The organism is Streptomyces sp. NPDC055815 (genome assembly GCF_053616475.1).
Window position 1 is genome coordinate 1 of record NZ_JBSHDU010000110.1, and the last position, 24,243, is coordinate 24,243.

General features: G+C 70.9%; 17 protein-coding genes and 3 pseudogenes. 7 read left to right on the forward strand and 13 right to left on the reverse strand.

What is annotated here, in order from left to right; translation table 11 throughout:
- Positions 1 to 6: 6 nt before the first annotated feature.
- Positions 7 to 4,815 (forward strand): amino acid adenylation domain-containing protein, encoded by a 4,809-nt coding sequence (locus ACWGN5_RS38560; protein WP_453523083.1) that lies wholly within the window; start codon positions 7 to 9, stop codon positions 4,813 to 4,815.
- A gap of 123 nt (positions 4,816 to 4,938) precedes the next feature.
- Here ACWGN5_RS38560 and ACWGN5_RS38565 read toward each other — a convergent pair whose 3' ends face one another.
- The gene (locus ACWGN5_RS38565) at positions 4,939 to 6,030 is read right to left on the reverse strand and encodes a hypothetical protein (protein ID WP_453523084.1); all 1,092 of its coding nucleotides are present in this window, start codon (positions 6,028 to 6,030) and stop codon (positions 4,939 to 4,941) included.
- Positions 6,031 to 6,093: 63 nt separating this feature from the next.
- The gene (locus tag ACWGN5_RS38570) at positions 6,094 to 7,170 is read right to left on the reverse strand and encodes a hypothetical protein (RefSeq protein WP_453523085.1); all 1,077 of its coding nucleotides are present in this window, start codon (positions 7,168 to 7,170) and stop codon (positions 6,094 to 6,096) included.
- A 695-nt stretch (positions 7,171 to 7,865) separates the two neighbouring features.
- On the opposite strand from ACWGN5_RS38570, the pseudogene ACWGN5_RS38575 reads away from it, so the two are divergent.
- A pseudogene (locus ACWGN5_RS38575) lies at positions 7,866 to 8,493 on the forward strand (DUF1345 domain-containing protein).
- Between the two features lie 306 nt (positions 8,494 to 8,799).
- Entirely contained in the window at positions 8,800 to 9,363 is a 564-nt protein-coding gene (locus ACWGN5_RS38580) for a hypothetical protein (protein ID WP_453523086.1), read from the forward strand.
- 35 nt (positions 9,364 to 9,398) lie between these two features.
- Here ACWGN5_RS38580 and ACWGN5_RS38585 read toward each other — a convergent pair.
- A pseudogene (locus ACWGN5_RS38585) lies at positions 9,399 to 9,609 on the reverse strand (transposase); the annotation flags it as partial.
- A gap of 192 nt (positions 9,610 to 9,801) precedes the next feature.
- On the reverse strand, positions 9,802 to 10,749 hold the full coding sequence (locus tag ACWGN5_RS38590) for a hypothetical protein (RefSeq protein WP_453523087.1): 948 nt from the start codon (positions 10,747 to 10,749) through the stop codon (positions 9,802 to 9,804).
- A gap of 143 nt (positions 10,750 to 10,892) precedes the next feature.
- On the opposite strand from ACWGN5_RS38590, the gene ACWGN5_RS38595 reads away from it, so the two are divergent.
- Complete coding sequence (locus ACWGN5_RS38595; protein ID WP_453523088.1) at positions 10,893 to 11,288, forward strand: hypothetical protein; 396 nt, start codon at positions 10,893 to 10,895, stop codon at positions 11,286 to 11,288.
- A gap of 102 nt (positions 11,289 to 11,390) precedes the next feature.
- Here ACWGN5_RS38595 and ACWGN5_RS38600 read toward each other — a convergent pair whose 3' ends face one another.
- Both ACWGN5_RS38600 and ACWGN5_RS38605 read right to left on the reverse strand, forming a co-directional pair.
- The gene (locus ACWGN5_RS38600) at positions 11,391 to 11,987 is read right to left on the reverse strand and encodes a hypothetical protein (RefSeq protein ID WP_453523089.1); all 597 of its coding nucleotides are present in this window, start codon (positions 11,985 to 11,987) and stop codon (positions 11,391 to 11,393) included.
- Between the two features lie 189 nt (positions 11,988 to 12,176).
- Entirely contained in the window at positions 12,177 to 12,809 is a 633-nt protein-coding gene (locus ACWGN5_RS38605) for a hypothetical protein (RefSeq protein ID WP_453523090.1), read from the reverse strand.
- Between the two features lie 112 nt (positions 12,810 to 12,921).
- On the opposite strand from ACWGN5_RS38605, the pseudogene ACWGN5_RS38610 reads away from it, so the two are divergent.
- Positions 12,922 to 13,005 (forward strand): annotated as a pseudogene (locus ACWGN5_RS38610) (IS5/IS1182 family transposase); the annotation flags it as partial.
- A 352-nt stretch (positions 13,006 to 13,357) separates the two neighbouring features.
- Here the strand turns inward: ACWGN5_RS38610 and ACWGN5_RS38615 are convergent.
- A complete protein-coding gene (locus ACWGN5_RS38615) occupies positions 13,358 to 14,806 on the reverse strand; it encodes an aldehyde dehydrogenase family protein (protein WP_453523091.1) in 1,449 nt (482 codons plus the stop codon).
- Between the two features lie 96 nt (positions 14,807 to 14,902).
- On the opposite strand from ACWGN5_RS38615, the gene ACWGN5_RS38620 reads away from it, so the two are divergent.
- Together ACWGN5_RS38620 and ACWGN5_RS38625 are read left to right on the forward strand one after the other, a co-directional pair.
- Entirely contained in the window at positions 14,903 to 15,547 is a 645-nt protein-coding gene (locus ACWGN5_RS38620; RefSeq protein ID WP_453523092.1) for a TetR/AcrR family transcriptional regulator, read from the forward strand.
- 120 nt (positions 15,548 to 15,667) lie between these two features.
- Entirely contained in the window at positions 15,668 to 17,140 is a 1,473-nt protein-coding gene (locus ACWGN5_RS38625; RefSeq protein ID WP_453523093.1) for a chlorohydrolase family protein, read from the forward strand.
- A gap of 43 nt (positions 17,141 to 17,183) precedes the next feature.
- On the opposite strand, the gene ACWGN5_RS38630 is transcribed toward ACWGN5_RS38625, so the two are convergent.
- The 6 genes from ACWGN5_RS38630 to ACWGN5_RS38655 form a co-directional block, all read right to left on the reverse strand.
- Positions 17,184 to 17,492, reverse strand: a complete 309-nt coding sequence (locus tag ACWGN5_RS38630) for an antibiotic biosynthesis monooxygenase family protein (protein WP_453523094.1) — start codon at positions 17,490 to 17,492, stop codon at positions 17,184 to 17,186.
- A gap of 121 nt (positions 17,493 to 17,613) precedes the next feature.
- Positions 17,614 to 18,399, reverse strand: coding sequence for an ABC transporter permease (locus ACWGN5_RS38635; protein ID WP_453523095.1), 786 nt, complete (start codon positions 18,397 to 18,399; stop codon positions 17,614 to 17,616).
- A complete protein-coding gene (locus ACWGN5_RS38640; RefSeq protein WP_453523096.1) occupies positions 18,396 to 19,385 on the reverse strand; it encodes an ATP-binding cassette domain-containing protein in 990 nt (329 codons plus the stop codon). The genes ACWGN5_RS38635 and ACWGN5_RS38640 overlap by 4 nt, the downstream gene beginning before the upstream one ends.
- 140 nt (positions 19,386 to 19,525) lie before the next feature.
- Positions 19,526 to 20,368: a DUF4097 family beta strand repeat-containing protein gene (locus ACWGN5_RS38645; RefSeq protein WP_453523097.1), complete on the reverse strand. Its 843-nt coding sequence runs from the start codon at positions 20,366 to 20,368 to the stop codon at positions 19,526 to 19,528.
- 97 nt (positions 20,369 to 20,465) lie between these two features.
- Positions 20,466 to 20,981, reverse strand: a complete 516-nt coding sequence (locus ACWGN5_RS38650) for a hypothetical protein (protein ID WP_453523098.1) — start codon at positions 20,979 to 20,981, stop codon at positions 20,466 to 20,468.
- 219 nt (positions 20,982 to 21,200) lie between these two features.
- On the reverse strand, positions 21,201 to 23,996 hold the full coding sequence (locus ACWGN5_RS38655) for a hypothetical protein (RefSeq protein ID WP_453523099.1): 2,796 nt from the start codon (positions 23,994 to 23,996) through the stop codon (positions 21,201 to 21,203).
- Positions 23,997 to 24,243: the final 247 nt, after the last annotated feature.

Here is a 24,243-nt window from a genome sequence, read left to right on the forward strand (position 1 = left end):
GTGGATGTGGGTCAGCCCGCGGAGCGGATCGCGTTCATGCTGGGTGACAGTCGTGCGGTGCTGACGTTGACGACGGAGGAGATCCTGGAGGATCTGCCTGCGGGTCGGCATCGTCTGGTGGCGGTCGACGGGCCGCTGGTGGAGATGCAGCTGGCGGGGCTCCCCGACACGGCACCGGAGGTTTCCGTCGAGCCTGGTCAGGTGGCGTATGTGGTGTATACGTCGGGTTCGACGGGCCGGCCGAAGGGTGTGGCGGTCACTCAGGGTGGGTTGGCGAACTATGTGGGTGCGGTGCCGGCCCGCGTGGGGTTCGTCCGGCCGGGTGGTGGGTTCGCGGTGTTGCAGGGGCAGGCGACGGACCTGGGCAACACGACCATCTTCGCGAGCCTCGTGTGTGGGGGTGTGCTGCACTTCCTGGACGAGGAGGCGGTGACGGACCCGGCTCTGGTGCGGGAGTACGTGACCGGCCATGGGATCGAGGGTGTGAAGGCGGTGCCTTCCCATGTGGCGGCGCTGGGTGGTTCGGCCGTCGGTTCGGTGGGGTCTCTGGTGCTCGGTGGTGAGACGGCATCGCCCGCTCTGGTGGGTGAGTTGCTCGCTCAGGGTGGGGAGGTGTTCAACCACTACGGTCCGACGGAGACCACCATCGGTGTCGCCACGGGTGCCCTGTCTGCGGAGGATGCGGCGGCGGGGGTGATTCCGGTCGGCCGACCCGTCGCGAACACCCGCTTCTACCTGCTCGATGCCACGTTGCAGCCGGTGCCGGTGGGTGTGGTGGGAGAGCTGTATGTGGCGGGCGCGCAGTTGGCGCGGGGGTATGTCGGACGGCCGGGCCTGACCGGTGAGCGGTTTGTGGCCTGCCCGTTCGGATCGTCCGGGGAGCGGATGTACCGGACCGGGGACCGCGCACGGTGGAGTGCGGATGGTCGTCTGGTGTTCGCCGGTCGTGCCGATGATCAGGTGAAGGTGCGTGGTTTCCGGATCGAGCCGGCTGAGATCGAGGCGGTACTGGCCACGCATGCGCAGCTCGGGCAGGTGGCGGTGCTCGCGCGGGAGGACGTCCCGGGTGACAAGCGCCTGGTCGCCTACGTCGTACCGGACGATGCGGACACCGACCATGCGGCGCTCGTCGAATCGGTGCGGTCCTTCGCCGCAGCCAGGCTGCCCGAGCACATGGTCCCGTCCGCGGTACTGGTCCTTGAGGCGCTGCCGCTGACCGGTAACGGCAAGCTCGACCGCAAGGCCCTCCCGGCTCCGGACTACGCCGCAGCGGCGGGTGCGGGTGTCGGGCGGGGGCCGGCGACGGTGCAGGAGGAGATCCTGTGCCAGGCCTTCGCTCAGGTTCTCAACGTGCCCGTGGTCGGCGTCGACGACGACTTCTTCACCCTCGGCGGGCATTCGCTGCTGGCGGTCTCGCTGGTGGAGCTGCTGCGCGGCCGGGGCGTGGCGGTGTCGGTGCGGGCGTTGTTCCAGACGCCGACGCCGGCCGGTCTGGCGCGAGAGGCCGGACCGGACGCGGTCGAGGTGCCGGAGAACCGGATCCCGGCCGGTGCCGGGCGGATCACCCCGGACATGCTGCCGCTGGTCGACCTGACCGGCGACGAGGTCGAGCGGATCGTCGCGGCCGTCGACGGCGGCGCGGCCAACATCGCCGACATCTACCCCCTCGCCCCCCTCCAGGAAGGCATCCTCTTCCATCACCTGATCACTGGTCAGGACACGGGCGACGTCTACGTGTTGCCGATCGTCCTCGCACTCGATTCACGCGAGCGGTTGGACGCGTTCCTCGCGGCGCTCCAGCGGGTGGTGGACCGGCACGACATCTACCGCACAGCCATTCTGTGGGAGGGGCTCGGCGACCCGGTCCAGGTGGTGTTGCGGGACGTGGAGCTGCCCGTCGAGGAGTTCTCTCCCGACCCGGACGGGGGTGAGGTCGTAGGGCAGTTGCTGGCGCATGCCGGTGGCTGGATGGATCTGCGCAGTGCTCCGTTGATCCGGGCGCACGTCGCCGCCGAACCGGGCAGCGACCGGTGGGTGTGTCTGGTCCGTATTCATCAGATGGTCCGGGACCACACGAGTCAGGAGGCGTTGCTGCGCGAGCTCGGTGCGTTCCTCTCCGGCCGGGGCGACGCGCTGCCCGCTGCTCTTCCGTTCCGTACCTTTGTCGGACAGGCGCGGCTCGGCGTGACCCGAGCGGAGCACGAGCGCTACTTCGCGGAGCTGCTCGGCGACCTCGACGAGACCACGGCCCCGTACGGGCTGCTCGACGTGCACGGCGACGGCAGCGACGCGGAACGCGCGCGGTGGTCCGTGGAGGAAGAGCTGGCGGACCGGGTGCGCGGGACGGCCCGGTCGCTCGGGGTGAGTCCGGCCACCGTGTTCCACTTGGCGTGGGCCCGTGTCCTCGCGGCGGTCAGCGGCCGGCACGACGTGGTGTTCGGCACCGTGCTGTTCGGGCGGATGAACGCCGGATCCGGGGCCGATCGTGTGCAGGGTCCCTTCATCAACACGCTGCCGGTGCGCGTCCGGGTGGGGTCGGCGTCGGTGCCCGAGGCCTTGTTCGGTCTGCGGGACCAGCTGGCGGAGCTGCTGGTGCACGAGCACGCGCCGCTGGCGCTGGCGCAGCGGGCCAGCAGGGTGCCGGGCGGCAGCCCGCTCTTCACCTCGATCTTCAACTACCGGCATCATCAGGCCGCCCCCGAGGCGTCGGAGCAGGACAGCGGCACCGTGCTCGAAGGAATCAGCACGCTGCTCACCCGGGAACGCACCAACTATCCCGTGGCCGTCGCGGTGGACGACGTCGGCTCCGGGTTCGTGCTGACCGTCGATGCGGTGGCCGCCGTGGACGCCGCGGCCGTCTGTTCGATGCTGCACGCCTGTGTGGACAACGTGGTGGCCGCGTTGGAGACGGCGCCCACCACGCGTCTCTCGGCGGTGGAGGTCCTGCCGGCGAACGAGGTGCAGCGGGTTCTCGCGGAGTGGAACGGCGATGCGGACGAGCCGGTGGCGGCGCGGACCGCGGCGGAGTTGTTCGAGGCGCAGGCGGCCAGGACTCCCGACGCGGTCGCTGTCGCGGCCGGCGAGACCGAGGTGTCGTACGCCGAACTCGACGCGCAGGCCAATCGCCTGGCGCACCACCTGAGGACGTACGGGGTCGGGCCGGAGTCCGTCGTGGCGCTGTGCCTGCCGAGGGGCGTCACGGCCATCGCTGCGATCCTGGCCGTGTGGAAGGCTGGTGCGGCCTATCTGCCACTGGACCCGGAGTATCCGGCCGAGCGGCTGGCGTTCATGCTCGCGGACAGCGGCGCGGGCGTCGTCGTCGGGGAGAGCGACCTGACGCGCCACCTGTCCGTACCGGCGCTGCCGGTGCTGAACCTGGACGCCCCGGAGGTGTCGGCCGCTCTCGCGGCGGCGCCCGTGACCGCGCCCGGCGTGGCCGGCGTGCCCGACCAGCTGGCGTACGTGATCTACACGTCGGGTTCGACGGGACGGCCCAAGGGCGTGGCGGTGTCGCATGCCGGACTTGCGGGCCTGGCCGCCGCGCAGGTGGACCGGTTCGCGGTGGAGCGCTCCAGCCGCCTGCTGCAGTTCGCGTCGCTGAGCTTCGACGCGGCGGTCTCGGACGTGGTGGTGGCTTTGTCGTCCGGCGCGTGCCTGGTCGTGGCCGGAGCGGAGGAACTACTGCCAGGACCCGGTCTGGCCCGGGTCCTGGCCCGGCACGGCGTGACGCATGTGACCCTGCCGCCGGCGGTACTGGCCGAGCTGTCACCCGAGGACCTCGCCTCGGTGACCACGCTGGTGTCGGCCGGTGAGGCGCTGGGCGGGCAGCTGACGGAGCGCTGGGCTCCGGGCCGGCGGCTGATCAACGCGTACGGGCCGACGGAGACGACGGTGTGCGCGACGATGTCCCGGCCGCTGGCCGGGGGAGACGCCCCTGACATCGGTGGTCCGCTTCCGGGCGTCTGGGCGTTCGTCCTGGACGGGGGCCTCGCCCCGGTGCCGGCCGGGGTGGTGGGCGACCTGTACGTCGCCGGCCCCAACCTCGCCCGGGGGTACGTGGGACGTGCGGGTCTGACGGCCGAGCGGTTCGTGGCGTGCCCGTACGCGGGAGCCGGGGATCGGATGTACCGGACGGGTGACCGGGTGCGGTGGACCGCTGACGGCCGCCTGGAGTTCGCGGGGCGGGCGGACACGCAGGTGAAGATCCGGGGCTTCCGGGTGGAGCCGGAGGAGATCGCCTCCGTACTGACCGGGCATCCGGCGGTGGCTCAGGCCGCGGTGACCGTACGAACGGATGTCGGGGGCGACGCGCGGCTGGTCGGCTACGTCGTTCCGGCGGACGGCGAGGCTGCCGACGACGGCGCGCTGCGTCGCCAGGTGGTGGACCACGTGGCGCGGCGCCTGCCGCAGTACATGGTCCCGCAGGCGGTCGTGCTGCTCGACGCGCTGCCGTTGACGATCAGCGGCAAGCTGGACCGCGCGGCGCTGCCGGATCCGGACGTCGCGGCGCTGGCGGGGACGGGCCGGGAGCCGGCCACGGAGCAGGAGAGGATTCTCTGCGAGGCCTTCGCACGGGTGCTGGGCCTGCCGGTGGTCGGGGTGGACGACGACTTCTTCACCCTGGGCGGGCATTCGCTGCTGGCCACTCGGCTGGTCAGCCGGCTGCGTGCGGTGCTGGGCGTGGAACTGTCGATCCGCATGGTCTTCACGGCGCCCACGCCGGCCGCGCTCGCAAGCCGGCTTGCCGAGCGGACGAGTCCGGCGAAGGCCAGGCCCGCCCTGCGGCGGATGCGGGAGCGGAAGGAGGACTCGTAACCCGTTCGACTGCACCGACCACTGCGGGGGCGTGGGGTGCGATGGCCTCGGACTGCCTCCGTACACACGCCGAGCGGTCCCTCTTGGGGCAGGAGGGACCGCTCGGGGGTCATGTGCTCGGGGCTACCGCTTGTGACCGTGCTGCACGTCCAGGCAGAGCGCCCAGACGTCGGAGTAGCTCCCCTGGGACGGGGAACCTCCGCTGTGGGTGGCTGCCGTCCAGTACGAGGGGTTGGTGTCCCCGTCGCCGACAGGGGTGCCGGCGGCGTCGCTGGGGAAGCTGCCGTTGAGGTGGGGGCCGCCCGAGGTCGCCTTGCTGAAGTCGGTCGTGGTCACGTTGCCGCCGCTGATGGCGGCGCCACCGCTGACCAACCGACCTTCCCCGCGGGAGCAGCCGGTCGTCGCCGTCTGTCCCGTGGAGGCCGTGTTCGGGCCGCTGACCTCGGTGAAGTGGACCGTCGTGGACACGTGCTCGAGGTCGATGTCGTCCGTGCTGCAGATCGCGTAGGCGTACGTCATGTTGTCCGCCCCGCGTCCGCCGCCGATCCCGCCGACCGCCGTCCAGGAGTCGGGGTCGCGTTCGCCGTCCCCCGCCGCGATCGAGCCGAAGTGGTGCTCGGCGTCGTTGAAGGTGGGGAAGCTGGCGATCGGCTTGAGGCTGCCGACACTGGCCGGTGTGGTGCGGGCGCCACCGCCGATCAGGACGGTGCCGGCCGGGCAGGTCGCCGTCACGAGCTTGGACGACAGCCCGGTGGTGGGGCCGTTGGCCTTGTTCATGACCACCTGGGTGTGTCTGATCAGGTTCGACTGCAGGCAGATCGCGTACGGGGTGGTGGAGAACGCCTCGCTGCTGCGGCTGCCGCTTCCGCCGAACGCCATCCAGTGCGTGGGGTCGGTGCCGACGACCCCCGGAGTGTCGACGTACTCCGTGGCGCCGTCGGCGCTGGGCACCATGCCCATCACGTGGTTGCCGTTGGACATCTCGTCGTTGCCGATGGCCTGGTCGGCCCCGCCCCCGGAGACGAGGCCGTCGGGGCAGTCGGCGTGCGAGGAGACCCCGGTGAAGGGGGTCGCGGGGCCCATGGTGGCCCCGGGGGTGACGACCGTGACGTCCACGGTCTTGCCGTACGCGGCACTTGGCACCGCGACGGTCAGCAGGGCGGCCAGGATCAGGGCCTTGCTAGCGGCGGAGCCCCGCCGGATGGTCGTGCTCATCGGATTCTCTCTCGTGTCGGTGCGTGTGTGCGTGTGGATGGCTCGCTATCGGGAACGGCCTTCTCAGACACCGTCGTTGGCGCACAGTGCCCAGGCGTCGGTGGAGGTGCCGGGGGAGGACTGGCCTCCGGTGTGGGCGGAGGCCGTCCAGTAGGCCGCCGTGGTGGTCCCGTCGCTGACCGCGGCTCCGCCGGAGGTGCTGGGGAAGCTTCCGTTGAGGTGGTCGCCGCCCGACCCCGGACCCGTGAAGCTGGTGATCGTCACGCTGCCCCCGCTGATCGCGGCGCCGCCGCTGACCAGGTTCCCGTCGCCCTGGCCGCAGCCCACGGTCGCCGTCTGGCCGGTGCTCCCGGTGGTCGGGCCGCTGACCTCGGTGTGGCGGACCTTCACCGTGGCACCGCTGACGTTGATGCCGCTTCCGCTGCAGATCGCGTAGGCGTAGGTGAAGTTGCCGCTGTTGGCGCCGGAGTCCCAGCCGACCGCCGACCAGGAATCGGGGTTGGACTCTCCGTCCGCCGCGGCCTTCGCGCCGAAGGCGTGTGCCGAGTCGTTGAAGGTGGGGAAGCTCGCGATCGTCTTGAAGCCGCCCGTGTTGCCCGGAGTGGTGCGGGCGCCGCCGCCGAGCAGACGGGTGTTGGCCGGGCAGGTCGCGGTGACGCGGCCCACGGTCGCACCGGCGGTGGGGGTGTTGGCCTTGTTCATGACGACCTGGGTGTGGTTGATCAGAGTGCTCGTGAGGCACATGGCGTAAGGGGTGGTGGAGAAGGAGGCGTTGACCTGGCCTCCGCTGCCACCGATGCCGAGCCAGTGCGTGACGTCGGTGCCGACGACACCGATGGAGCCGGTGTACTCGGTGGTCCCGTCGGAGCTGGGCGAGGTGCCGTTGACGTGGTTCCCGTTCACGCTCGCGCCGGTGCCGATGGCCTGGTTGATCCCACCACCGGAGATGAGACCGCTGGAGCAGTCCGCGTGGGTCGATATCTCGGAGTTGGCGGAGGCGGGACCGCTGGTGGCCCCGGGGGTCTTGACGGTGACGGCCACGGTGTTGGCGTACGCCGACCCGGGCATCGCCAGGGCCAGCACGGCGCCCAGGACCAGTGCCTTGCTCAGGGCAGGGCGCCGCAACAGGTTTCTTGTCATCGGATTCCGTCCTTCGATGGTCGGCACGGCGATCAGGGACCGGAGGTCCCGGGGGAGCGCGGCGCCGTGGAGGGGAGGGCCTTTACGGGCGCCTACCGGTCCGGCTCTTCGGGGTGTTCCCCTGCGGACTGGCGAGACGGGCGGGCTTGATCACCGCTGTCTCTCTGGTGAGCGCTCATCCGAGGGTGGGGAGCCAGGAGCCCGGGCGCTCTCGCACGGAGGGTCACCCGTACGACGCAGATGCGGACTGTAGCAGGATGATTGGCTACCATCTACATGCCAGATTCCCAATCCGCTTCGCACATATGTATCCGCTGCAATACGCGGCTGCCGCTCATGCCAGTGAAGGCCCGGGGAGACGGGTGGGACGACTGTGCGGGAACCCGAAAAACCAGCCGCTCGCGGCGGCTGGACTGGATGATCAACCAGGGGAACCCTCGGCCGGCACCGGGGCGGACAGGAACGGCGCCGGGACGCCCGGAGGTGCAGACGGCCCACGGAAGGGCCGGCGGCGGGCACGACAACCCCTGCGCCGCATTGTTGACGGATCGCCATGTCTCATCCCGGGGGAGCGGGGTGCGATGCCGTAGCTTCTCCCTGGTCGGCAGCTGATCGCTCCAAGGAGATCGCCCGTGCAGGAACGTGTTCCTCGACGTGCCCGGAACCGGTGGCTCTCCGAGCGGCGCAGGTCGGGGGTGAGTGCGGCGCTCGCCGTCGGGACCGCAGGGCCCCTTCTAGGCGTCGACGGCAGTCGGACGCGGACGTCAGCGGCCGATGTGGGGGTCCTCGTACTGGCGGCCTACCTGCTTCCGTACTTCCTGCTCACCTCGGTCGCCTTCTCGACCGCGTCCCCGGAGCGGGTACGGAGCTGGGCCCGGCGCAGCGAGCGCGGCACCCGTCCTCCAGCGGTACGTCCTCGGTGCAGCGCCCGGGCCGGGGGTCTCCCTCTTCATCGCCTCCGGGGCCTTCGTCGCGGCGGTGGTCTGGTTCCCGGGGCACATCGACGCGGCGCTGCCCACGGCGGCGCGTGGAGTGGTGGCCCTCGTCCTGGTCGTCGTCGCGTGGATCTGCGTGGTCGTCGCCTTCTCCGTGGCCTTCCACGCCGACGACCTCGTCGAGGACGAGCAGGCGCTGGAGTTTCCCGGCCCCGAGGAACCCGTCTGGGGTGACTACGTGTACTTCGCGCTGTCGTTCGGGACGACGGACGTAAGCGTGCTGACCAGGGAGATGCGCCGGACGGTGGCCGCCAACGCCGTCATCGCGTTCGTCTTCAACACGATCACCGTGGCCGGCGCCGTCTCCGCGCTGAACACGGCTGCCTGACTGCCGGCCGGGGACGGCCAGGTCGCATCTGAACAGAGCCGTACACCATGAAGTCCGCTTCCTCCTGGCGGAGTTGGGCGTAGGTCAGGACAGCGAAGGCGCTCGACGTGACACCGCACGGCCCGAGCCGGCCGATCGCCAGGTGTTCGGGACGGGGGAACTCGGTGCCGGGGAGCGGCGCGACCACTGGGAAGAACCGTCGTTGAAGCCACCCTCGACGTTGAGCGCGGCCCGCACCCGCACTCGCACCCGCAGCGGCACGCGCTTGTCGCGCAGGATCATCAGGACCGGGGCGAGGTCCTGGTGATGACGACGAGGGCCGCGACGGCGAGGAGCCGGGAGAGCGGACACCGAGGGGTCGGGGGAGCAGAGGGGTGCCCCGAGTCTTTGGTCAAGTTGGTCAGGTGTGGGTTCGGGGGCGTCTGGAACGATGTGTCCGTGCATGCTGATGATCAGGTTGGTGAGGGGGTCCCCGCGGAGCTCGCGGTGTTCCTGCGGGAGGCGGTCGGCGGCCGCCCGGTGAAGATAGCTCCTTCCGTCTGCGAGGGGTGCGGCGGTCGTGTGTTCTTCGTGCTGGTCAACGCTTCCGGCGCGGAGCGGGAGTGTACGGGCTGCGGCAGCCGTGCTTTCGTCGCGGACAGCGAGGAGTACTGGAACGAGGAGTCCTGGGAGGACGACGAGCCCGGTACGGCTGGCTGCCCCTGCGGGAGCGAGGAGTTCGAGGCCGCGGTCGCGTTCTCACTTGGCGACGACGGATCGGTCCGCTGGGTAACCGTGGGCCTGCGGTGCATCAAGGATGGATTCTGTGGGGTCTATGCCGATTGGAAGATCGACTACGGCCCCACGCATCACCTCCTGACCATGGTCTAGGTCTGCGGAGCGACAGCCCGAACGGGCTACGGTTCGTAGGAGGCCCGGGAGGCCGGGTCGCCCAGGGCGGCGAAAGCGGAGAGGGAGAAAGACCGTTTGAGCTGCTTGTTTCCCCCGTCTGGAGGGATGTTCGCCGCGGATCGAGGAGCCCAAGCCTCGGGTCGCGGGGGCGAGATCGGCACAGGCGGCCAGGTGGCCGGCGGTCGGGAAGGTGGTGCCGTCGCGCACCTCGATCAAGATGCGGGCTCCGGGCAATCCTCACAGGTGACGGGACGGCCGCCGGCTCCGGACGCTCCGCTTGCCCCGGACTCGTCCCGGCGGCCGGTCAGCCGCGCTCCCTGCTCCTCGCCGACACCTAAACCGGGTCGTCAAGGACCTCCGGCCGACGCCGTCGTCGGGAGCCGGTGAGGCGCGGCAGTCCGGATGCGTCCGGGGCCGTCATCTCCCCTTGGTGCGGGCGGACTCGAACGCCGCCAGTGGATCGCCCTGCGTGCGCCACGGCCAGCTGGTGACCTTTCCGCCGATGGTGTCGAAGAGCGGAGCGGCTTCCCGGCGCCTGTTGGAAACCGTCAGCGCGTAAGCGAGCAGATTGAGATCGGCCAGAGTCGCGGCATGACTGAAGAACGCCGGCTGGCCCCACGTGGCCGCTGCCCGCTCCAGGAACGCAGCCGTCTGCGGATTGTCCCAGTGGTTGCGGGCCAGCAGCGCGTCCGTACCGCCACGCCCCACTATCGCGTGGTAGCGCATCACATCAGCGGTGAGCTCGACGGCGGCACAAGGTGCGTTCGCCGGCATCCGTATCCGGACGGAGTCGACGAATTCCACCATCTGGGCGGTCGACCCGGCTTCCTCGGGGCTCAGATAGGCGAGCATGCTCAGGTATGCCTCGCGATGCCATCGATCCCGCGTCAGGATCTCGTTCCAGATCGCGAAGACGTCCGAGTTCGGGTAGCGCTCCAGACGTGCGACGCCCAGCATGACGAGCCAGGGCGCAGGGTCCCGCGGGTCGATCTCGGTCGCCAGCAGACACCTCTTCCATACGGAGGACGCATCGGCCAGAACACCGGCGGTGCGCCCCTGTTCGAGCTCGGACCAGGCCTGCAGCACCAGGGCATCCGCGTTGCGGGGGTCCCGCGTCACCCATGCGCCCGGGAGGTGCGACTCGGACAGGAATCCGGCCAGAACGGACAGACGGTGCGTCCGGCGGTCGAAATCCTCAGGGCTCTCCTCCATGAATCGGGCGATCTGAGCCACGCAGATATCCGTCGTCCCGAAGGCGCTGGACCGGGTCGTCGAAATCAGACGCTTCAGGAGCTTGCCCAGATCGGCGTCGTCGAGCTCCGGGGCAATGCGAGGACGCCTGCTGCGATTTGAAAGGAATGCCATGAAGAGATACTAAGAGTGACGCAACGCAACGCAATGTTCTGACCTGGATCGTTACCGGATGCTTGCCGCAGCCTGAACGCCAGGTTCCAGCACCCCGCATCGTCCGGTTCCGCCCACGGCCGCCACGTGCAACGATCCACACCGTGATCGGATGGATGCGCCACACGCCGCGCTGGGCGGTCGTATCGGTCTGCGGTATCGCAGCCGTCCTGCTCTTCGTCGGTGCTTCCGCGCACGTCACCGACCTCCTCAGCCACGGTCTGCACCCGTACGACTGGGCACCGGGCTGGCTCAACCTTTACTGGTCATCGCTGGCGCTGCTCGATGTCCTCGCCGCCGTGTTCCTGATCAGGGGCAAACGCCGAGGGACCGACCTCGCCTGCGCCATCATGGCGACCGACCTCGCCGCCAACTGGTATGCGGTCTACGGCATCCAGCACAGCAGCTTCGCCGCTCAGCCCGGCCTTCAACGACTGACCGTCTTCGCCGCACTCGTCCTGGGAACGGCACCGTTCATCCGACGACACCTCACCCATTGAGACCTCGTGGCTCCCGGCCTGGTGCTGCTGGCGGGAAAGCAACTCGCCCGTCGGCGTCCCGATCAACGCCTACCGGACAATTCGGCGGCAAGACGTCGTTTCCTACGGCTGCGGTGCGGAGCGGACAGCTGCAGGGAATCCCAGTTCGTCCAGCAGCGCGTCGAACAACTCCTCCACGAACGTCCCCTGCGTACGTAGCAGTTCCTCGATCCGGGCCTGATGTGCCGCGGCTTGGGCACCGGCTGTTGAAGCCCACATAAGAGCGGCTTCGGCGTCGGCCGGCACCTCCGCGTCGAGCTCTGCTCGCTTGTGACCGATGGCCTCGTCGAATGCCGGGGTGGCCATCCACACGCTCATGTCGTCCACGTCCTCGGGTTCCTCGACGAGGAGGGCGGCGGCGTTGTCCAGGTTGAGCCATGCCTGCCAGCGGTGCCCGTTGGTGTCCAGGCCGGTCACGAGGGCGACGCCGCTGTCGGAGACGTCGGCGATGCAGGCCGGCGCACCGGTCCATTCGACCAGGGTGGGCAGGTATTCGTCCTCCCAGATGCCTTGTTTCAATTGCAGGGTCTGCCAGCCGCCCGGTCGCTGCTGCCACTCATGCACGCCGTTCGTCGGACCTGGATCCACGCTGGCGAACAGGGGTGCTTCCAGGAGTCGGCGCTGGCTGCGTGCAAAGACCAGATGACCGGAAAAGCCCATGGAACCTCCTCGTCGTTTTCCAGCGCACCCTACGAGTCGGCACTGACACCAGCGGTGTTGGCCGACTGTTGCTCCCGGCCGACTGGATCGCCGGATCAGTCGGCGGGGTAGTTGATGAGGGCTGCGGCTAGGCCGACGAAGGCGAGGAAGTGTTCGGCTTGCGTTCGTCGCGGTGGTGACGTCGTCGGCTCAGCACCTTTGCGCGGGCCCGATGATCGTGAGGCCCGTCTGTGCGGCGAGCCAGTGGGCGTAGGGCTCACGTGCCTGGTGGCCGTCGAAGACCGCGCTGCGGACATGGACGAGGACGGTGTGGTCGTCGGTGGGCTCGTCGAGCTCGCGGGTATGGGTGTTGAAGAGAAGTGTCACTTCAGCGTGTTTGGACTCGCCGTGGAAGCCCGCCTCGGGAGCGTCCGGCCATTGCAGCGACCTCCAGTTGATCAAGCCGACATTCGGACCGATCGCCGCGGTGAAATCGTCCTCGATACTGTCGACCGGCAGGTCCAAGACCTCCCACTCCACCGGCAGCCGCCCCTCGAACGCGGCTGCCTCGGTCGGCAGGCCGCTCGCCGGGACACCGACGACGAAAGCGGGCTGGTCCTCGAGCGGCACCCCTTGAAATTCCTCCAGCTCGGAAGCCCCGCGGAACCATCCCTTGGGCATGGCCTTCGCCATCCGCCGCACCCCGGCGACGGAGGAGAACACCGCGTACGCGGAGACCTCGGAATGCTCGCAGCGGCCGAACTCCATGAGACGGCGGGCGGTGCTCAGGGCGAGCGCTGGATCGGGGCTACGGAAGACGGGATAAGCGACGTCGTTGGACATCCGGTGACTGTGACATGGCTTGTCGTCGTAGGACATCGCATTTACCGCACGCTTCCTCCGGCTCGGTTGGCAGCGAGGCGGGGTGGGGATCGTTGAGCACCTGGTATCGGCGGGTGGCCGGCGTCGGCATGGTGACCGTGAGGTTCTGGCAGCGATCGTGTTCGTGGCGGCCTCCGGATGCACGTGGCAGCAACTCCGTCTGGTCCCTCTACCTGAACGGGCGAGGAAGGGCGCATTCTGCAGGGCACCCGGGACGCCCTTGAGCTCCTTGCCACTGCTTGGTTGGAGCCCGGTCTTGGCTTGCTGGCCCACCCCGCTCCCGGTGGGTTGCTGCCCTGGGGCGAGTCGTGCGACAGCGACAAGTTCATGTGGCGTACGACAGGGCCGACTCCGCAGGACTGGGTTGTCACGGTGCCCCTTGCAGGCCGCAGGATCGCAGAGTCGAGCGTGCACCGAGGTCAGTTCAACTCGCCTTGCCTGGCCCGTACCCGGTCCCTGCTCCACTGGGCGAACCCTCGGTGGACCGTGGGTCAGGCGGGGCGAGGGGCTCAGCCGTGGCGCATCAGGCGTTTGACCAGGCGGAGGCCGAGGTCGGTGAACGGGGGCTGTGCCAGGCGCAGGGTGTCCGGGCCCAGCGGCTTGTGCAGGACCGGCTTGAGGTGGGAGAAGCTGCGCCAGGAGTACGTACCGTGATAGGCGCCCATGCCGCTCCCTCCGATCCCGCCGAACGGCAGGCCCGTCGTGGCGACGTGCACGAGGCCCGCGTCGTGGACCACCGCGCCGGACGAGGTGTTCCGTTCGAACAGGCGGCGGGTGTCGGTCGACGAGGTGAACACGTACAGGGCGAGGGGCTTGTCCCAGGCGTTGATCACCTCCACGGCCTCCTCCGCGGAGGCGACGGGGACGATCGGAAGGATCGGGCCGAAGATCTCCTCCCGTAGTACGGGGTGCTCCGCGTCCCGGCCGACGACCGGCCGCCCGGCGCCTGCGGGGACGGTCACGACCGTGGGTGCGAGGTAGCGTTCCGACCGGTCGTGCTCGCCGCCGATCACCACGTCCGCCCTGTCCAGGAGGCCGACGAGACGGTCGTACTGTCGCTCGTTGACGATGCGTCCGTAGTCCTGGCCGGTACGGGGATCGGGGCCCCACATGTCCCTGATCGCCGCCTCCAGGGCCGCGACGAGCGCCGGGACCCGGTCCGGCGTGGTCATCACATAGTCCGGGGCGACGCAGGTCTGGCCCGCGTTGGTGAACTTCGCCCACGCCAGTCGGCGGGCGGCCCGGTGCAGGCGGGCGTCGTCGTCGAACCACACCGGGGACTTCCCGCCGAGTTCGAGCGTCACCGGCGTCAGGTGCTCGGCCGCCGCACGCATCACGACGCGCCCCACCGTCCCGCTACCGGTGAACACGATGTGGTCGAACTTCTGCGCGAGCAGCTCGGTGGTCTCCGGTACTCCTCCCTCGACCACACGCACCACTCCTTCGGGGAAGTAGCGGGGTACGAGTCGGGCCATCAGCTCCGAGGTCGCCGGCGCCAGCTCGCTCGGCTTGAGCACCGCCGCGTTCCCCGCGGCGAGCACGCCGGCCAGCGGGGCGAGCAGGACCTGCACGGGGTAGTTCCACGCGGAGATCACCAGGACCACTCCGAGCGGCTCGGACACCAGCCGGGCGCGAGCGGGCCACAGTGCCAGGGGAACGGGACCGCGTTGCGGACGGGCCCACCCCCGGAGTCGTCGCAAGGTGTGGTTGATCTCCGCGAGGACCACGCTGATCTCGGTCAGCTGCGCCTCCGCCCGGCCCTTGTGGAGGTCGCTCCACAAGGCGGCCTCGAACGCGGCCTCGTTCTCCGTGACCAGCGCGCGCAGCGCGTGCAGGGAGCGGACACGGGCGGCCAGGGGGCGGGTCGCGCCCGCGTCGAAGAGCCGCCGCGCGTCGGCCACCGTGTCGGGGATCCCGGTGGCGGAGTCCACGGGCCGGTCGAGTGTCGTCGTGGGCATGCAGTCGGGCATGGAGTCACACACCTCAATACGAAACGAAAGCTTTTCGTTTACTGTAGCGGAGAGGTGCCCGTCGCGATACGAGAGAATCGACCCATGACGAGGAGTGACGACGCCACGCTGAAGGGGCGACCGAAGGACCCGCGCGTCGACGCGGCCCTGATCGACGCGGCGATCGAGGTCCTCAAGGAGTCGGGGTGGGCCGCCTTCACCACCACGGCCGTGGCCCGGCGCGCCGGCGCCTCCACCGCCTCCCTCTACCGCCGCTGGCCCTCGAAGCAGGCCCTCGCCGGCGCCGTGGCCCGGCACATCGCCCTCGACGAACTCGGCGGCATCGACACCGGCACCCTCGAAGGCGACCTCCGGGAGTTCCTCGTACGCAAGCAGCGCATCCTGGGCGCCTCCACCGGGCCCGCACTGCTGTCGCTGATGGGTCAGGCCGCGCACGACGCGGAGCTGCGCCGGATCCTCCATGACGACGTGTACGTGGTGGTTCGCGGGCAACTCGACACGCTCATCGGGCAGGCCCTTCGTCGAGGCGAGCTGAGCCAAGGCGTGGGGCCCGAGCAGCTCGCCGTGCTGACCCTGGTGCTGATCGGCACCGTCGCTGCCCGGTCGGTCTTCCTCGCCGCCCCCGCCGAGACCGCTCCCATGGAGTCCCCCGCTGCCGCCGACTTCATCGAGGCCGAACTCCAGCTGCTCCTCGCCGCGCTGGATCGGGTGACCGGCGCCGGGTGCTGACTCGGTATACCGCGAGGAGTAGTTATTCCCTGGGGTGTGGTGCCATCCGGGAGGTGTGGGTTTGTGTTCTGTATACCAACGCCTACGATGGCGGCCCTGCCATGAGCCTCAGGAGGTCGTATGCGCACCCGTTGGCGTGCCCGTCACGTACTCGCCCACCAGGACGGCGGTCACGCACTGCTGCGGGACGGCGAGGTCGTGTGGGAGGACGACGTCATCGTGTACGTCGGCCCGCGCTACGACGGTCCGGTCGACGAGGACCGCGACCTCGGACACTCCCTCGTCATGCCGGGGCTGATCGACCTCGACGCGCTCACCGACATCGACCACCTCGTGCTCGACTCCTGGTCCGACCCCGAGCGCGGCCACGGACTCCAGTGGTCCCTGGACCACTTCACCCACCACCGGCACGACGTGTTCACCCCCGACGAGCGGCACACGGTCCGCGAGTACGCCCTCGTGCAGCTCGCCCTGCACGGCATCACCACCTACATGCCGATCGCCTCCGAGGTCCACAGCGCCTGGGCCGAGCCGTACGAGGAACTCGTGGCGATGGCCGAGACCTCACGGCGGCTCGGGCTGCGCGGCTACCTCGGTCCGGCGTACCGCTCCGGCGTCAACGTGGCGCTGCCCGACGGCAGTCGGGGCGTGGCGTTCGACGAGGAGCGGGGCCGCGCCGGTCTGCGCGACGCCGTCCGCTTCCTCGACCATCTCGACAAGCTCGCCGACCCGCTGCTGACCGGCGTCCTGCTGCCCTGCCGCATCGAGACCCTCACCGAGGAACTGCTGCGCGAGACCGCGGCCACGGCCCGCCGGCGGGACGTCCTCGTCCGCCTCCATGCCCTCCAGGGCACCCTGGAGCGGGACCTCGTGCGGGACCGGTACGGCATGACGCCCCTGGAACTGATGGACAGCACCGGCCTGTTCGGCACCCGGCTGCTCGTACCGCACACCGTGCTCGTCGACCGGCACCCCGAGGTGCACGGCGAGGACCGGGGCGATCTGGCCGCGCTGGCCCGCGCCGGAGTGTCCGTCGTCCACTGCCCGCAGACCTCCCTGCGGTACGGGGACGTCCTGCACTCCTTCGGCGCCTACCGGGAGGCGGGGATCACTCTCTGCCTCGGCACCGACTCCTTCCCGCCCGACCTGATCCGCGGCATGGACCTCGGCGTCCACCTCGCCAAGGTCGTCGACGGCCGGCTGGACGCGGCACCGGTCGAGCAGTACGTCGAGGCCGCCACCCTCGGCGGAGCGCGCGCCCTGGGCCGCGCCGACCTGGGCCGGCTCCAGGCCGGCGCCCAGGCGGACCTCGTCGCCTTCGGGCTCGGCGACATCCGGGACGGCGTGCAGGACGACCCCGTCCGCACGTTCCTGCTCAGCGGCACCGCACGGCAAGCCACGAACTCCGTCGTCGCCGGCCGCCCCGTCCTTGTGGACCGCGGCATCCCCGGCGTCGACCTCGGCGCCCTGCAGGAGCGGGCCCAGGGGCTGTTCGAGAAGATGCGGGCCGCGTATGGCGAACGCGACATCCTGCGCAGGGACGCCGACACCTTGTTCCCGCCCACCTTCCCGCCCTTCCGGGCGGGAGCGTGACCGGCAATCGTGCCACGCCCCACGGCGCGGCACGCTCTCCTGTTCACACGGCTACCGTCAGTTCGTACCCGCCGGCCGTCATGGACTCGCACAGGGCCCGGCAGGCGCCCATGAGCTCGGCGAACTCGGGCTTGTTCTGCCATTCCTTCATCGCCGCCGGGTCCCGCCAGGCGGAGAAGGACACGAAGTGGAGCGGCTCCTTCAGATCGCGGATGAGTCGCGCCGACAGGAAGCCGTCATTGGCCTCCTTCGTCCAGGTGAGGAAGGCCCGCCAGCGCTCGACGAACTCGTCGACGTCGCCCTCGGAGACCTGCCAGCTACCGGAGGCCCAGTACTTGCTGTCGTCGGTCATGGCACACCACCACCTCGGCTCGGTCCCCCTTCCAGGCTAGGACTCCTCTCGCCTCGCCCGCGCGTGAGGCGGCCGCCGACCTGGTGGTCCCAGGTGGCGGCCGCGCCGGATGACCTGGCGCCTACTTGGGGTCCCGGTTGTACACCGCCTTGGACCAGAAGTAGCCGAGGGTGGCGAGGGCGAGGCACCAGGCGAGGGCGAGCCAGCCGTTGTGGCCGATCTCGGTGCCCAGGAGCAGGCCGCGGAGGGTTTCGATGGCCGGGGTGAAGGGCTGGTACTCGGCGATGGGCTGGAACCAGCCGGGCATCTGGTCGACCGGGACGAAGGTGCTGGAGATCAGCGGCAGGAAGATCAGCGGCATCGCGTTGTTGCTGGCCGCCTCCGCGTTGGGGCTGACCATGCCCATGCCGACCGCGATCCAGGTCAGGGCGAGGGCGAAGAGGACCAGGAGGCCGAAGGCCGCGAGCCATTCGAGGGCCGTGGCGTCGGTGGAGCGGAAGCCGATCGCCACGCCGACCGCGCCGACCAGGACCACGCTGAGGACGGACTGGATGACGCTGCCGATGACGTGGCCCGTGATGACCGCGCCGCGGTGGATCGCCATGGTGCGGAAGCGGGCGATGATGCCCTCGGTCATGTCGGTGGAGACGGAGACCGCCGTGCCGATCGTGGTCGAGCCGATGGTCATCAGGAGCAGGCCGGGGACGAGGTAGGCGATGTAGTCGGAGCGGTCGCCGCCGCCCATGCCCGCGCTCATCGTGTCGCCGAAGATGTAGACGAACAGGAGCAGGAGCATGATCGGGGTGAGCAGGAGGTTCAGGGTCAGGGAGGGGTAGCGCCGGGCGTGCAGGAGGTTGCGGCGCAGCATCGTGGACGTGTCGCGGGTCGCGAGGGAGAGCGAGCTCATCGGACGGCTTCCTTCGGCTGGTCGGTGGCGGTGAGGGCGAAGAAGACGTCGTCCAGGTCAGGGGTGTGCACGGTGAGTTCGTCGGCCTCGATGCCGGTGGAGTCCAACCAGTCGAGGATGGACCGCAGTTCGCGCTGGCTGCCGTCGCTGGGGAGTTGCAGTGCCAGTGCCTCGTCGTCCCGCGTGGCCTCGGCGAGCGTGTGCGCGGCCGTGCGGTAGACCTCGGGGTCGGAGAAGCGGAGGCGGATGTGGCCGCCGGGGATCAGGCGCTTGAGTTCCTCCGCGGTGCCTTCGGCGGCGATCTTGCCGTTGTTGAGGACCGCGATGCGGTCGGCGAGCTGGTCGGCCTCCTCCAGGTACTGGGTGGTGAGGAAGACCGTCACCCCGTCCGCGACGAGTTCGCGGATGATCTGCCACATGTTGTGGCGGGAGCGGGGGTCCAGGCCGGTGGTCGGCTCGTCGAGGAAGATGATCCGCGGGCTGCCGACCAGCGTCATCGCGATGTCGAGGCGGCGCTTCATGCCGCCGGAGTAGGTGGAGGCGGGCTTCTTCGCCGCGTCCGTGAGGTCGAAGCGGTCGAGGAGTTCGGCCGCGACCCGCCGGCCCTCCTGCTTGGACAGGTGGTGGAGGTCCGCCATCAGGAGCATGTTCTCCTCGCCCGTGATCAGGCCGTCGACCGCGGAGAACTGGCCCGTGACACCGATCGCGGCGCGGACGGACTGCGCTTTCGCCGTGAGGTCGTGGCCCGCCACCCGGGCCTGTCCGCCGTCGGCCGTGATCAGCGTGGACAGGATCTTCACGGCGGTCGTCTTGCCCGCGCCGTTCGGGCCGAGGAGGGCGAAGATCGAGCCCTCGGGGATGTGCAGGTCGATGCCGTCGAGGACGGTCTTGTCGCCGTAGGACTTGCGCAGGCCGGTGGCGGAGACGGCGGCCGGTGACGGACGACCGTCCGTCTGAATGGGCATGGGCATGACAGAAGAAGGCATAGGGCCCTCCTGGAGAAGGGTGAGGGGGAAGGGGGAAGGGGGAGGGGGATGGGGAGGGGGAGTCGGAGCGGCTGGCGCTCGGGCCTTCGCGGGGCGCAGGGGCTGGCGCTCGGGCCTTCGCGGGGCGGAGGGGCTGGTGCTCAGGCCTTCGCGCGGCGGATGTCGATGTTGCCGTGCTTCGTGCGGGCCCGGACCTCGACCGTGTCCTCGCTCTTCCCCGGGGACTCGGACGTGGTGAGCGTGTTGCGCACCTGGCCCGAGGACGAGTGGGCGTCGAGCCAGGCCGCGACGCCCTCGCGGATGCCGACCTCGATCGCGCCGTAGGAGGTCTCCAGCTGGACGGTGCCGCTCGCCACCTCGCCGATGCGCAGGGTGCCGTGGGCGGTCGTGGCGACGACCGAGGCCTCGGCGCTGCCGACCTCGATGTCGCCGTGGGCGCCGCTCACCCGCAGGTCGCCGTTCACGGCGCGGACGGTCGTGGTGCCGTGCGAGTTCTTCAGGACGGCGGGGCCGTCGACGACGCCGACGCGCAGGCTGCCGGAGCTGGTGGTGATCTCGGCCATGCCCTCGACCCGGTCCACGGTGATCGAGCCGTGCGAGGCGGTCAGGTGCAGCGGACCGGTGGTGTCGAAGCGGGCGTCGCCGGACGAGGTCTTCACGCGGACCTCGCCGAGCCGGCCCTCGCCGAGCACCTGGGTCCAGGCGCCGGTCAGTTCGACCCGTGAGTCGGTGGGGAGTTCGACGGTGACGTCGACGACGCCGGTGCGGCCGAACAGGTTGGACTTCGGCGTCCTGACGGTCAGTACGCCGCTCGCGTAGGTGACCTCGGTCTGGTCGGCCGTCTTCACGTCCAGGTCCTTCTTCGGGTTGCGCGCCCGCACCTCGACGACGGTGTCGGCGCGGTCGCCCGCGATGAACTGGATGGAACCGGCCTCCACGCGTGCCGTGGCCGAGATCGGTGCGGGAGTGTCGAAAGAAGGCATGGCTGTCCCGTCCTCTTGGGTCTTCAGGTCGTCCCCGCAGGTGGGACGTGGTGTGGGTGAAGTGGTGCGGGTGCTGCGGTGCGGGCCGCCGGCGTGGCTAGCGCACCCAGCCCGTGATGCTCTGTCCGATGGTCTGGGGCTTCTCGGGCGTGCGGGGCCGGGCGCCGCCGCCGACCGCGGCCGACACGGCCCGTACGAGCCACGCGTTGACCGACAGGCCCTCGCGGGCCGCCGCCTCCTCGGCGCGGGTCTTGAGGTGGGCCGGCAGGCGCAGGTTGACGCGGGCGGTTCCGCCCTCGTCGCCCTCGGCGAGGGCCGGTGCCGGGAGCGGTTCGGCGGTGGTGTCCGGCTCCGCGGGGGCGCCGCCGCTGGGCGGGAGCGTCACGAGGAAGTCGGGGTCGAGGCCCCGGAGCCGTACGTCGACCGAGCCGGGGGCGAGTTCACGGGTGATCTCGTCGGTCGCGGCGGAGAGCACGTTGAGCATGGTCAGCCGGGCCGCCGACTCCAGGGGAGCGGTGAGCCGCTCGGCCAGCTCGCGTGCCTCTTCGCCGCCGGCCTCGGCGGCCACCGCGAGTTCGCGGCGGAGGTTGTCGACATACGGGGTGAGGTCCATGACGTCATCATGGCACCACTCTGGCGCCATGTGCAAGCGCGGCGGAGCGGTCGGTGTGGCGTTCGCTGCTGAAACCCACTCTGACCTGCGTGAATGCGCTGGAGTCCTGAGTGATGGCTGTGGTGTCAGGAGTGCGTGACGACTGCTGGTGATGCGAAATGGCGCCACGTGGCACCAAGTGGTGTCACGTGGCGCCATCGCAAGGACGGGCCTGTCAGCTCAGGCGGCGTCCCGCACCGTGCCCGTGAACTCCGGGCCCGGGACCGGCTCCCAGGTCTCGTCGTACGTGAAGAGCTGGGCCCGGAGGGACTCCGCCGGCTCCGCGACGCCGTCCCGGACGGTGGGGACGGTGACCTGTGCGCTCGTCTCGCCCGCGGGGACGGAGAGCCACAGGCGGGTGCCGCCTTCCGTCACCCCGGACAGGGGCTTCGCGGGATTCGGCACTTCGCCGAACTGCGCCTCGACCCAGGCGGGATCGAGGTCCGCGGTGGAGAGCTCCGGACCGTCGGTGACCGGCTTGAGGAGGATCTCGCCCGAGACCTCGACATCGGCCGGCTCGGAGAGCGTCACCTTCCAGCTCAGGGCCGAGCCCTCGGTCACGTCGCCGGTGACGGGCGTCAGGCGCACGGTGGGCGGGGCGTCGTCGTTCCGTGCGGTCACGCCGCCCCGGTGCGCCCCGACGACGGTACCCCGCACGGCCTTGACGAAGGCGTCGTGCCGCACGTCGTAGCCGTAGCGCGTGTTGCCCCGTACCTCCACCGGCACGTCGATGTCATGGTGTCCCGGCCGCACCGTCACGGTGCGGGACGTGACCTGCTCGGTGCCCGGCACCGGGACGAACAGCCGGACCTGGCCGCTGCCCCGTCCGGAGACCGTCACCGGCACCCGGTAGGTACGGACCCCGGAGTCGCCCTCCGCGACGGTCAGGCGGCCGATGTCGACGCGCGTGAGCGGCGCGGGGTTCGCGGCCGGGGTGCCGGGGCGCCAGCCCCACGCGTCCATGAGCCAGGCGCTGCCGCTGCCGCCGCGGGGGGTCAGTTCGAGCGCGCCGATCCGCTTCAGGTCCAGGCCCGCCCGTGCCGCGGCGGCCAGCGGTACGCGGATCTCGCGGCTCCAGTACGCGGCGGTGCGCGGGCTGCCCGGCAGTCCGTCGACGCGGGTGCGGCCCAGGGAGGCGCGGCGGCCCGAGGCGTCGGTCACGGCGACGTCCAGTTCGGTGCCGGTGCTGTTCGGCGGGACGATCACGCGCAGCGCCAGGGACTCGGCGCCCGCGAGGGAGACCGGCCGGGCCGGGCGGACCGTGACCGGGCTTCCGGTGCCCGTCCACTTCATCGCGACGGCGTCGCGGCCCGGTTCGGGCGAGGTCTCCCAGTACGCGAAGTGCGGGGACCACCCCTCCTCGGGCGAGAGGCAGGCGCGGGCGGTGTCCGGGTCGATCTGGGCGCACGGCCGGCCGCCGCCGGAGACGGTGACCGAGGAACCGGGAAGGAACGCGGGGGTGCGGCGGGCGCCGACGGCGTGGGTGAGGACCCGCGCAGGACCCGCCGAGGGCGCACGGCGGCCGGTGCCGTCGAGCAGCGGCCGGACCGCGTCGTCGCCGCCGACGAACAGCCGGGCGGAGGCCGCGATGTACGTGGCGCCCGCGGCCTGCTGCTGTGTGGCCGTCAGCCGGGTCGCCGTACCGGGGGAGCAGACCGGGTCGACGCCGTCGTCGGACGAGAAGTCGTCGATGGCCGGCGCCTTCGCCTGCCCCGGAGTCCACTCGCTGTTGAAGAAGTTGTGGTTGGCGCCGACGACGTAGGCCGCGCTGTGCAGGGCGGCGCCCTTGCTGACGCCGCGGGTGCCGTCGACGTAGATCTGGCCCTGGAGGTCGGACACGTCGCCGTCGCAGCCCGGCAGGAGGGTCGTGGAGGGCACGTCGGGGGCCGGGTTCTGGCCGAACACCGTGGGCCCGATGAGGACGTTGCCGCGGATCTTCCACCGTACGGGGCCCCGGTAGCCGTCCTGGGCGGCGGGCGGCGGGTTCAGGCTGTCGAGCGCGGCCCGGTTGACGCCCTCGCCGCCGCGGGAGTGCCCGACGAGGAGCACCCGCGAGAGGTCGGCGGGCGCGGTCTTCCGTACGGCCGCCGGGGCGGAGGCCCGCTGGGCCGACCAGTCCGCCCAGCGGGCGAGGTGCAGCCGGACCAGGGAGGAGCGGGCCTGGGCGCCGGCGTCCTCGATGTTCCCGTCCTGCCCGTTGATGCCGTTGGCGGCGACGGACACCGTCACGTACCCCTGGGAGGCCAGGAGCCGCTGGGCGCGCAGATAGCCCTGCTCGCTGGGGATCGGCCGGGTGCCCGCCGGGCACGGCCAGGTGATCCGGACGTCCTCCGTGCCCGGGGTGTAGCAGGTGTCGTGGCGGCCGTGCAGGAAGAGGGCGACCGGCCGCTTGCCCGGCGCTCCGGCCGGGCCGACGACGGTGCCGCGCATCTCGACGGGCTGCGGGAGGCCGGGCAGGCGTACGGAGGGGAGGGCGTACTCGCCGCTGACGGTCCGGTAGGGGCCCGGCACTCCCGGGTCGACCGGGTTCGCGGGGAGCGGGGCCGGCGGTACGGGGGCGGGGGCGAGGGGCCGTTCGGCGGCGGCGTCGGCGCGTCCGGGCGCGTCGAGCCGTCGTCCGCCGGCCGTCACCCGCAGCTGCGTGCCCTCGTCGAGCCGGACGTCCCCGAGGGGCAGGGCGAAGGAGCGCCCGTCCGGCCGCGCGAGCGGGCGGCCGAGGAGCCGGTCGCCGGCGTGGAACTCGACGCGGGCGTCGCCCGCGGGGATGCGCTCGGGCGCCGTCCAGACCAGCTGCCTGCCCGCACCGGCCCCGGTGACCTGCCAGCCCTCGGGGAGGGTGAGTTCTCCGAGCCGGCTCCCCGGGGACGTCCCCGAGGGCGCTTCGGGTGAAGGCTGCGCGGACGCCGGCCAGGGCGACGCCGCTGTCAGCGCGAGTAACGCCACGGCGGTGGTCACGCCGCGTGTGACACGTATCAAAGCGGTCTTCCTCACGATCGGTCCCGTCGGGGCACCGGCAGGCCGGGTTTCCGGCTCTTCCGGTGACCCTCTCGATCCGTGAGGACGGTGAAGGACACCCATCGGTTGTCTCATGCGGCGTCAGAACCGTGACAGGGGAAGGGTGTCGGGGCGCGGAAGGGCCCGCCCCCCCGGGGGTGGGGGCACCCCCGCCCGCCCCCCCGGGGGCGGCCCCCCCCCCCGCCCCCGGCCCCCTCTCTTTCGTACA

Bases quoted from the DNA above. Each gene is read 5' to 3' on its own strand.
- ACWGN5_RS38600 (WP_453523089.1), bottom strand. From the start codon at position 11,987: ATGGGCTTTTCCGGTCATCTGGTCTTTGCACGCAGCCAGCGCCGACTC.
- ACWGN5_RS38615 (WP_453523091.1), bottom strand. From the start codon at position 14,806: ATGCCCACGACGACACTCGACCGGCCCGTGGACTCCGCCACCGGGATC.
- ACWGN5_RS38580 (WP_453523086.1), top strand. From the start codon at position 8,800: ATGACGACGAGGGCCGCGACGGCGAGGAGCCGGGAGAGCGGACACCGA.
- ACWGN5_RS38630 (WP_453523094.1), bottom strand. From the start codon at position 17,492: ATGACCGACGACAGCAAGTACTGGGCCTCCGGTAGCTGGCAGGTCTCC.
- ACWGN5_RS38570 (WP_453523085.1), bottom strand. From the start codon at position 7,170: ATGACAAGAAACCTGTTGCGGCGCCCTGCCCTGAGCAAGGCACTGGTC.
- ACWGN5_RS38650 (WP_453523098.1), bottom strand. From the start codon at position 20,981: ATGGACCTCACCCCGTATGTCGACAACCTCCGCCGCGAACTCGCGGTG.
- ACWGN5_RS38625 (WP_453523093.1), top strand. From the start codon at position 15,668: ATGCGCACCCGTTGGCGTGCCCGTCACGTACTCGCCCACCAGGACGGC.
- ACWGN5_RS38620 (WP_453523092.1), top strand. From the start codon at position 14,903: ATGACGAGGAGTGACGACGCCACGCTGAAGGGGCGACCGAAGGACCCG.
- ACWGN5_RS38590 (WP_453523087.1), bottom strand. From the start codon at position 10,749: ATGGCATTCCTTTCAAATCGCAGCAGGCGTCCTCGCATTGCCCCGGAG.
- ACWGN5_RS38645 (WP_453523097.1), bottom strand. From the start codon at position 20,368: ATGCCTTCTTTCGACACTCCCGCACCGATCTCGGCCACGGCACGCGTG.
- ACWGN5_RS38640 (WP_453523096.1), bottom strand. From the start codon at position 19,385: ATGCCTTCTTCTGTCATGCCCATGCCCATTCAGACGGACGGTCGTCCG.
- ACWGN5_RS38635 (WP_453523095.1), bottom strand. From the start codon at position 18,399: ATGAGCTCGCTCTCCCTCGCGACCCGCGACACGTCCACGATGCTGCGC.
- ACWGN5_RS38605 (WP_453523090.1), bottom strand. From the start codon at position 12,809: ATGTCCAACGACGTCGCTTATCCCGTCTTCCGTAGCCCCGATCCAGCG.
- ACWGN5_RS38565 (WP_453523084.1), bottom strand. From the start codon at position 6,030: ATGAGCACGACCATCCGGCGGGGCTCCGCCGCTAGCAAGGCCCTGATC.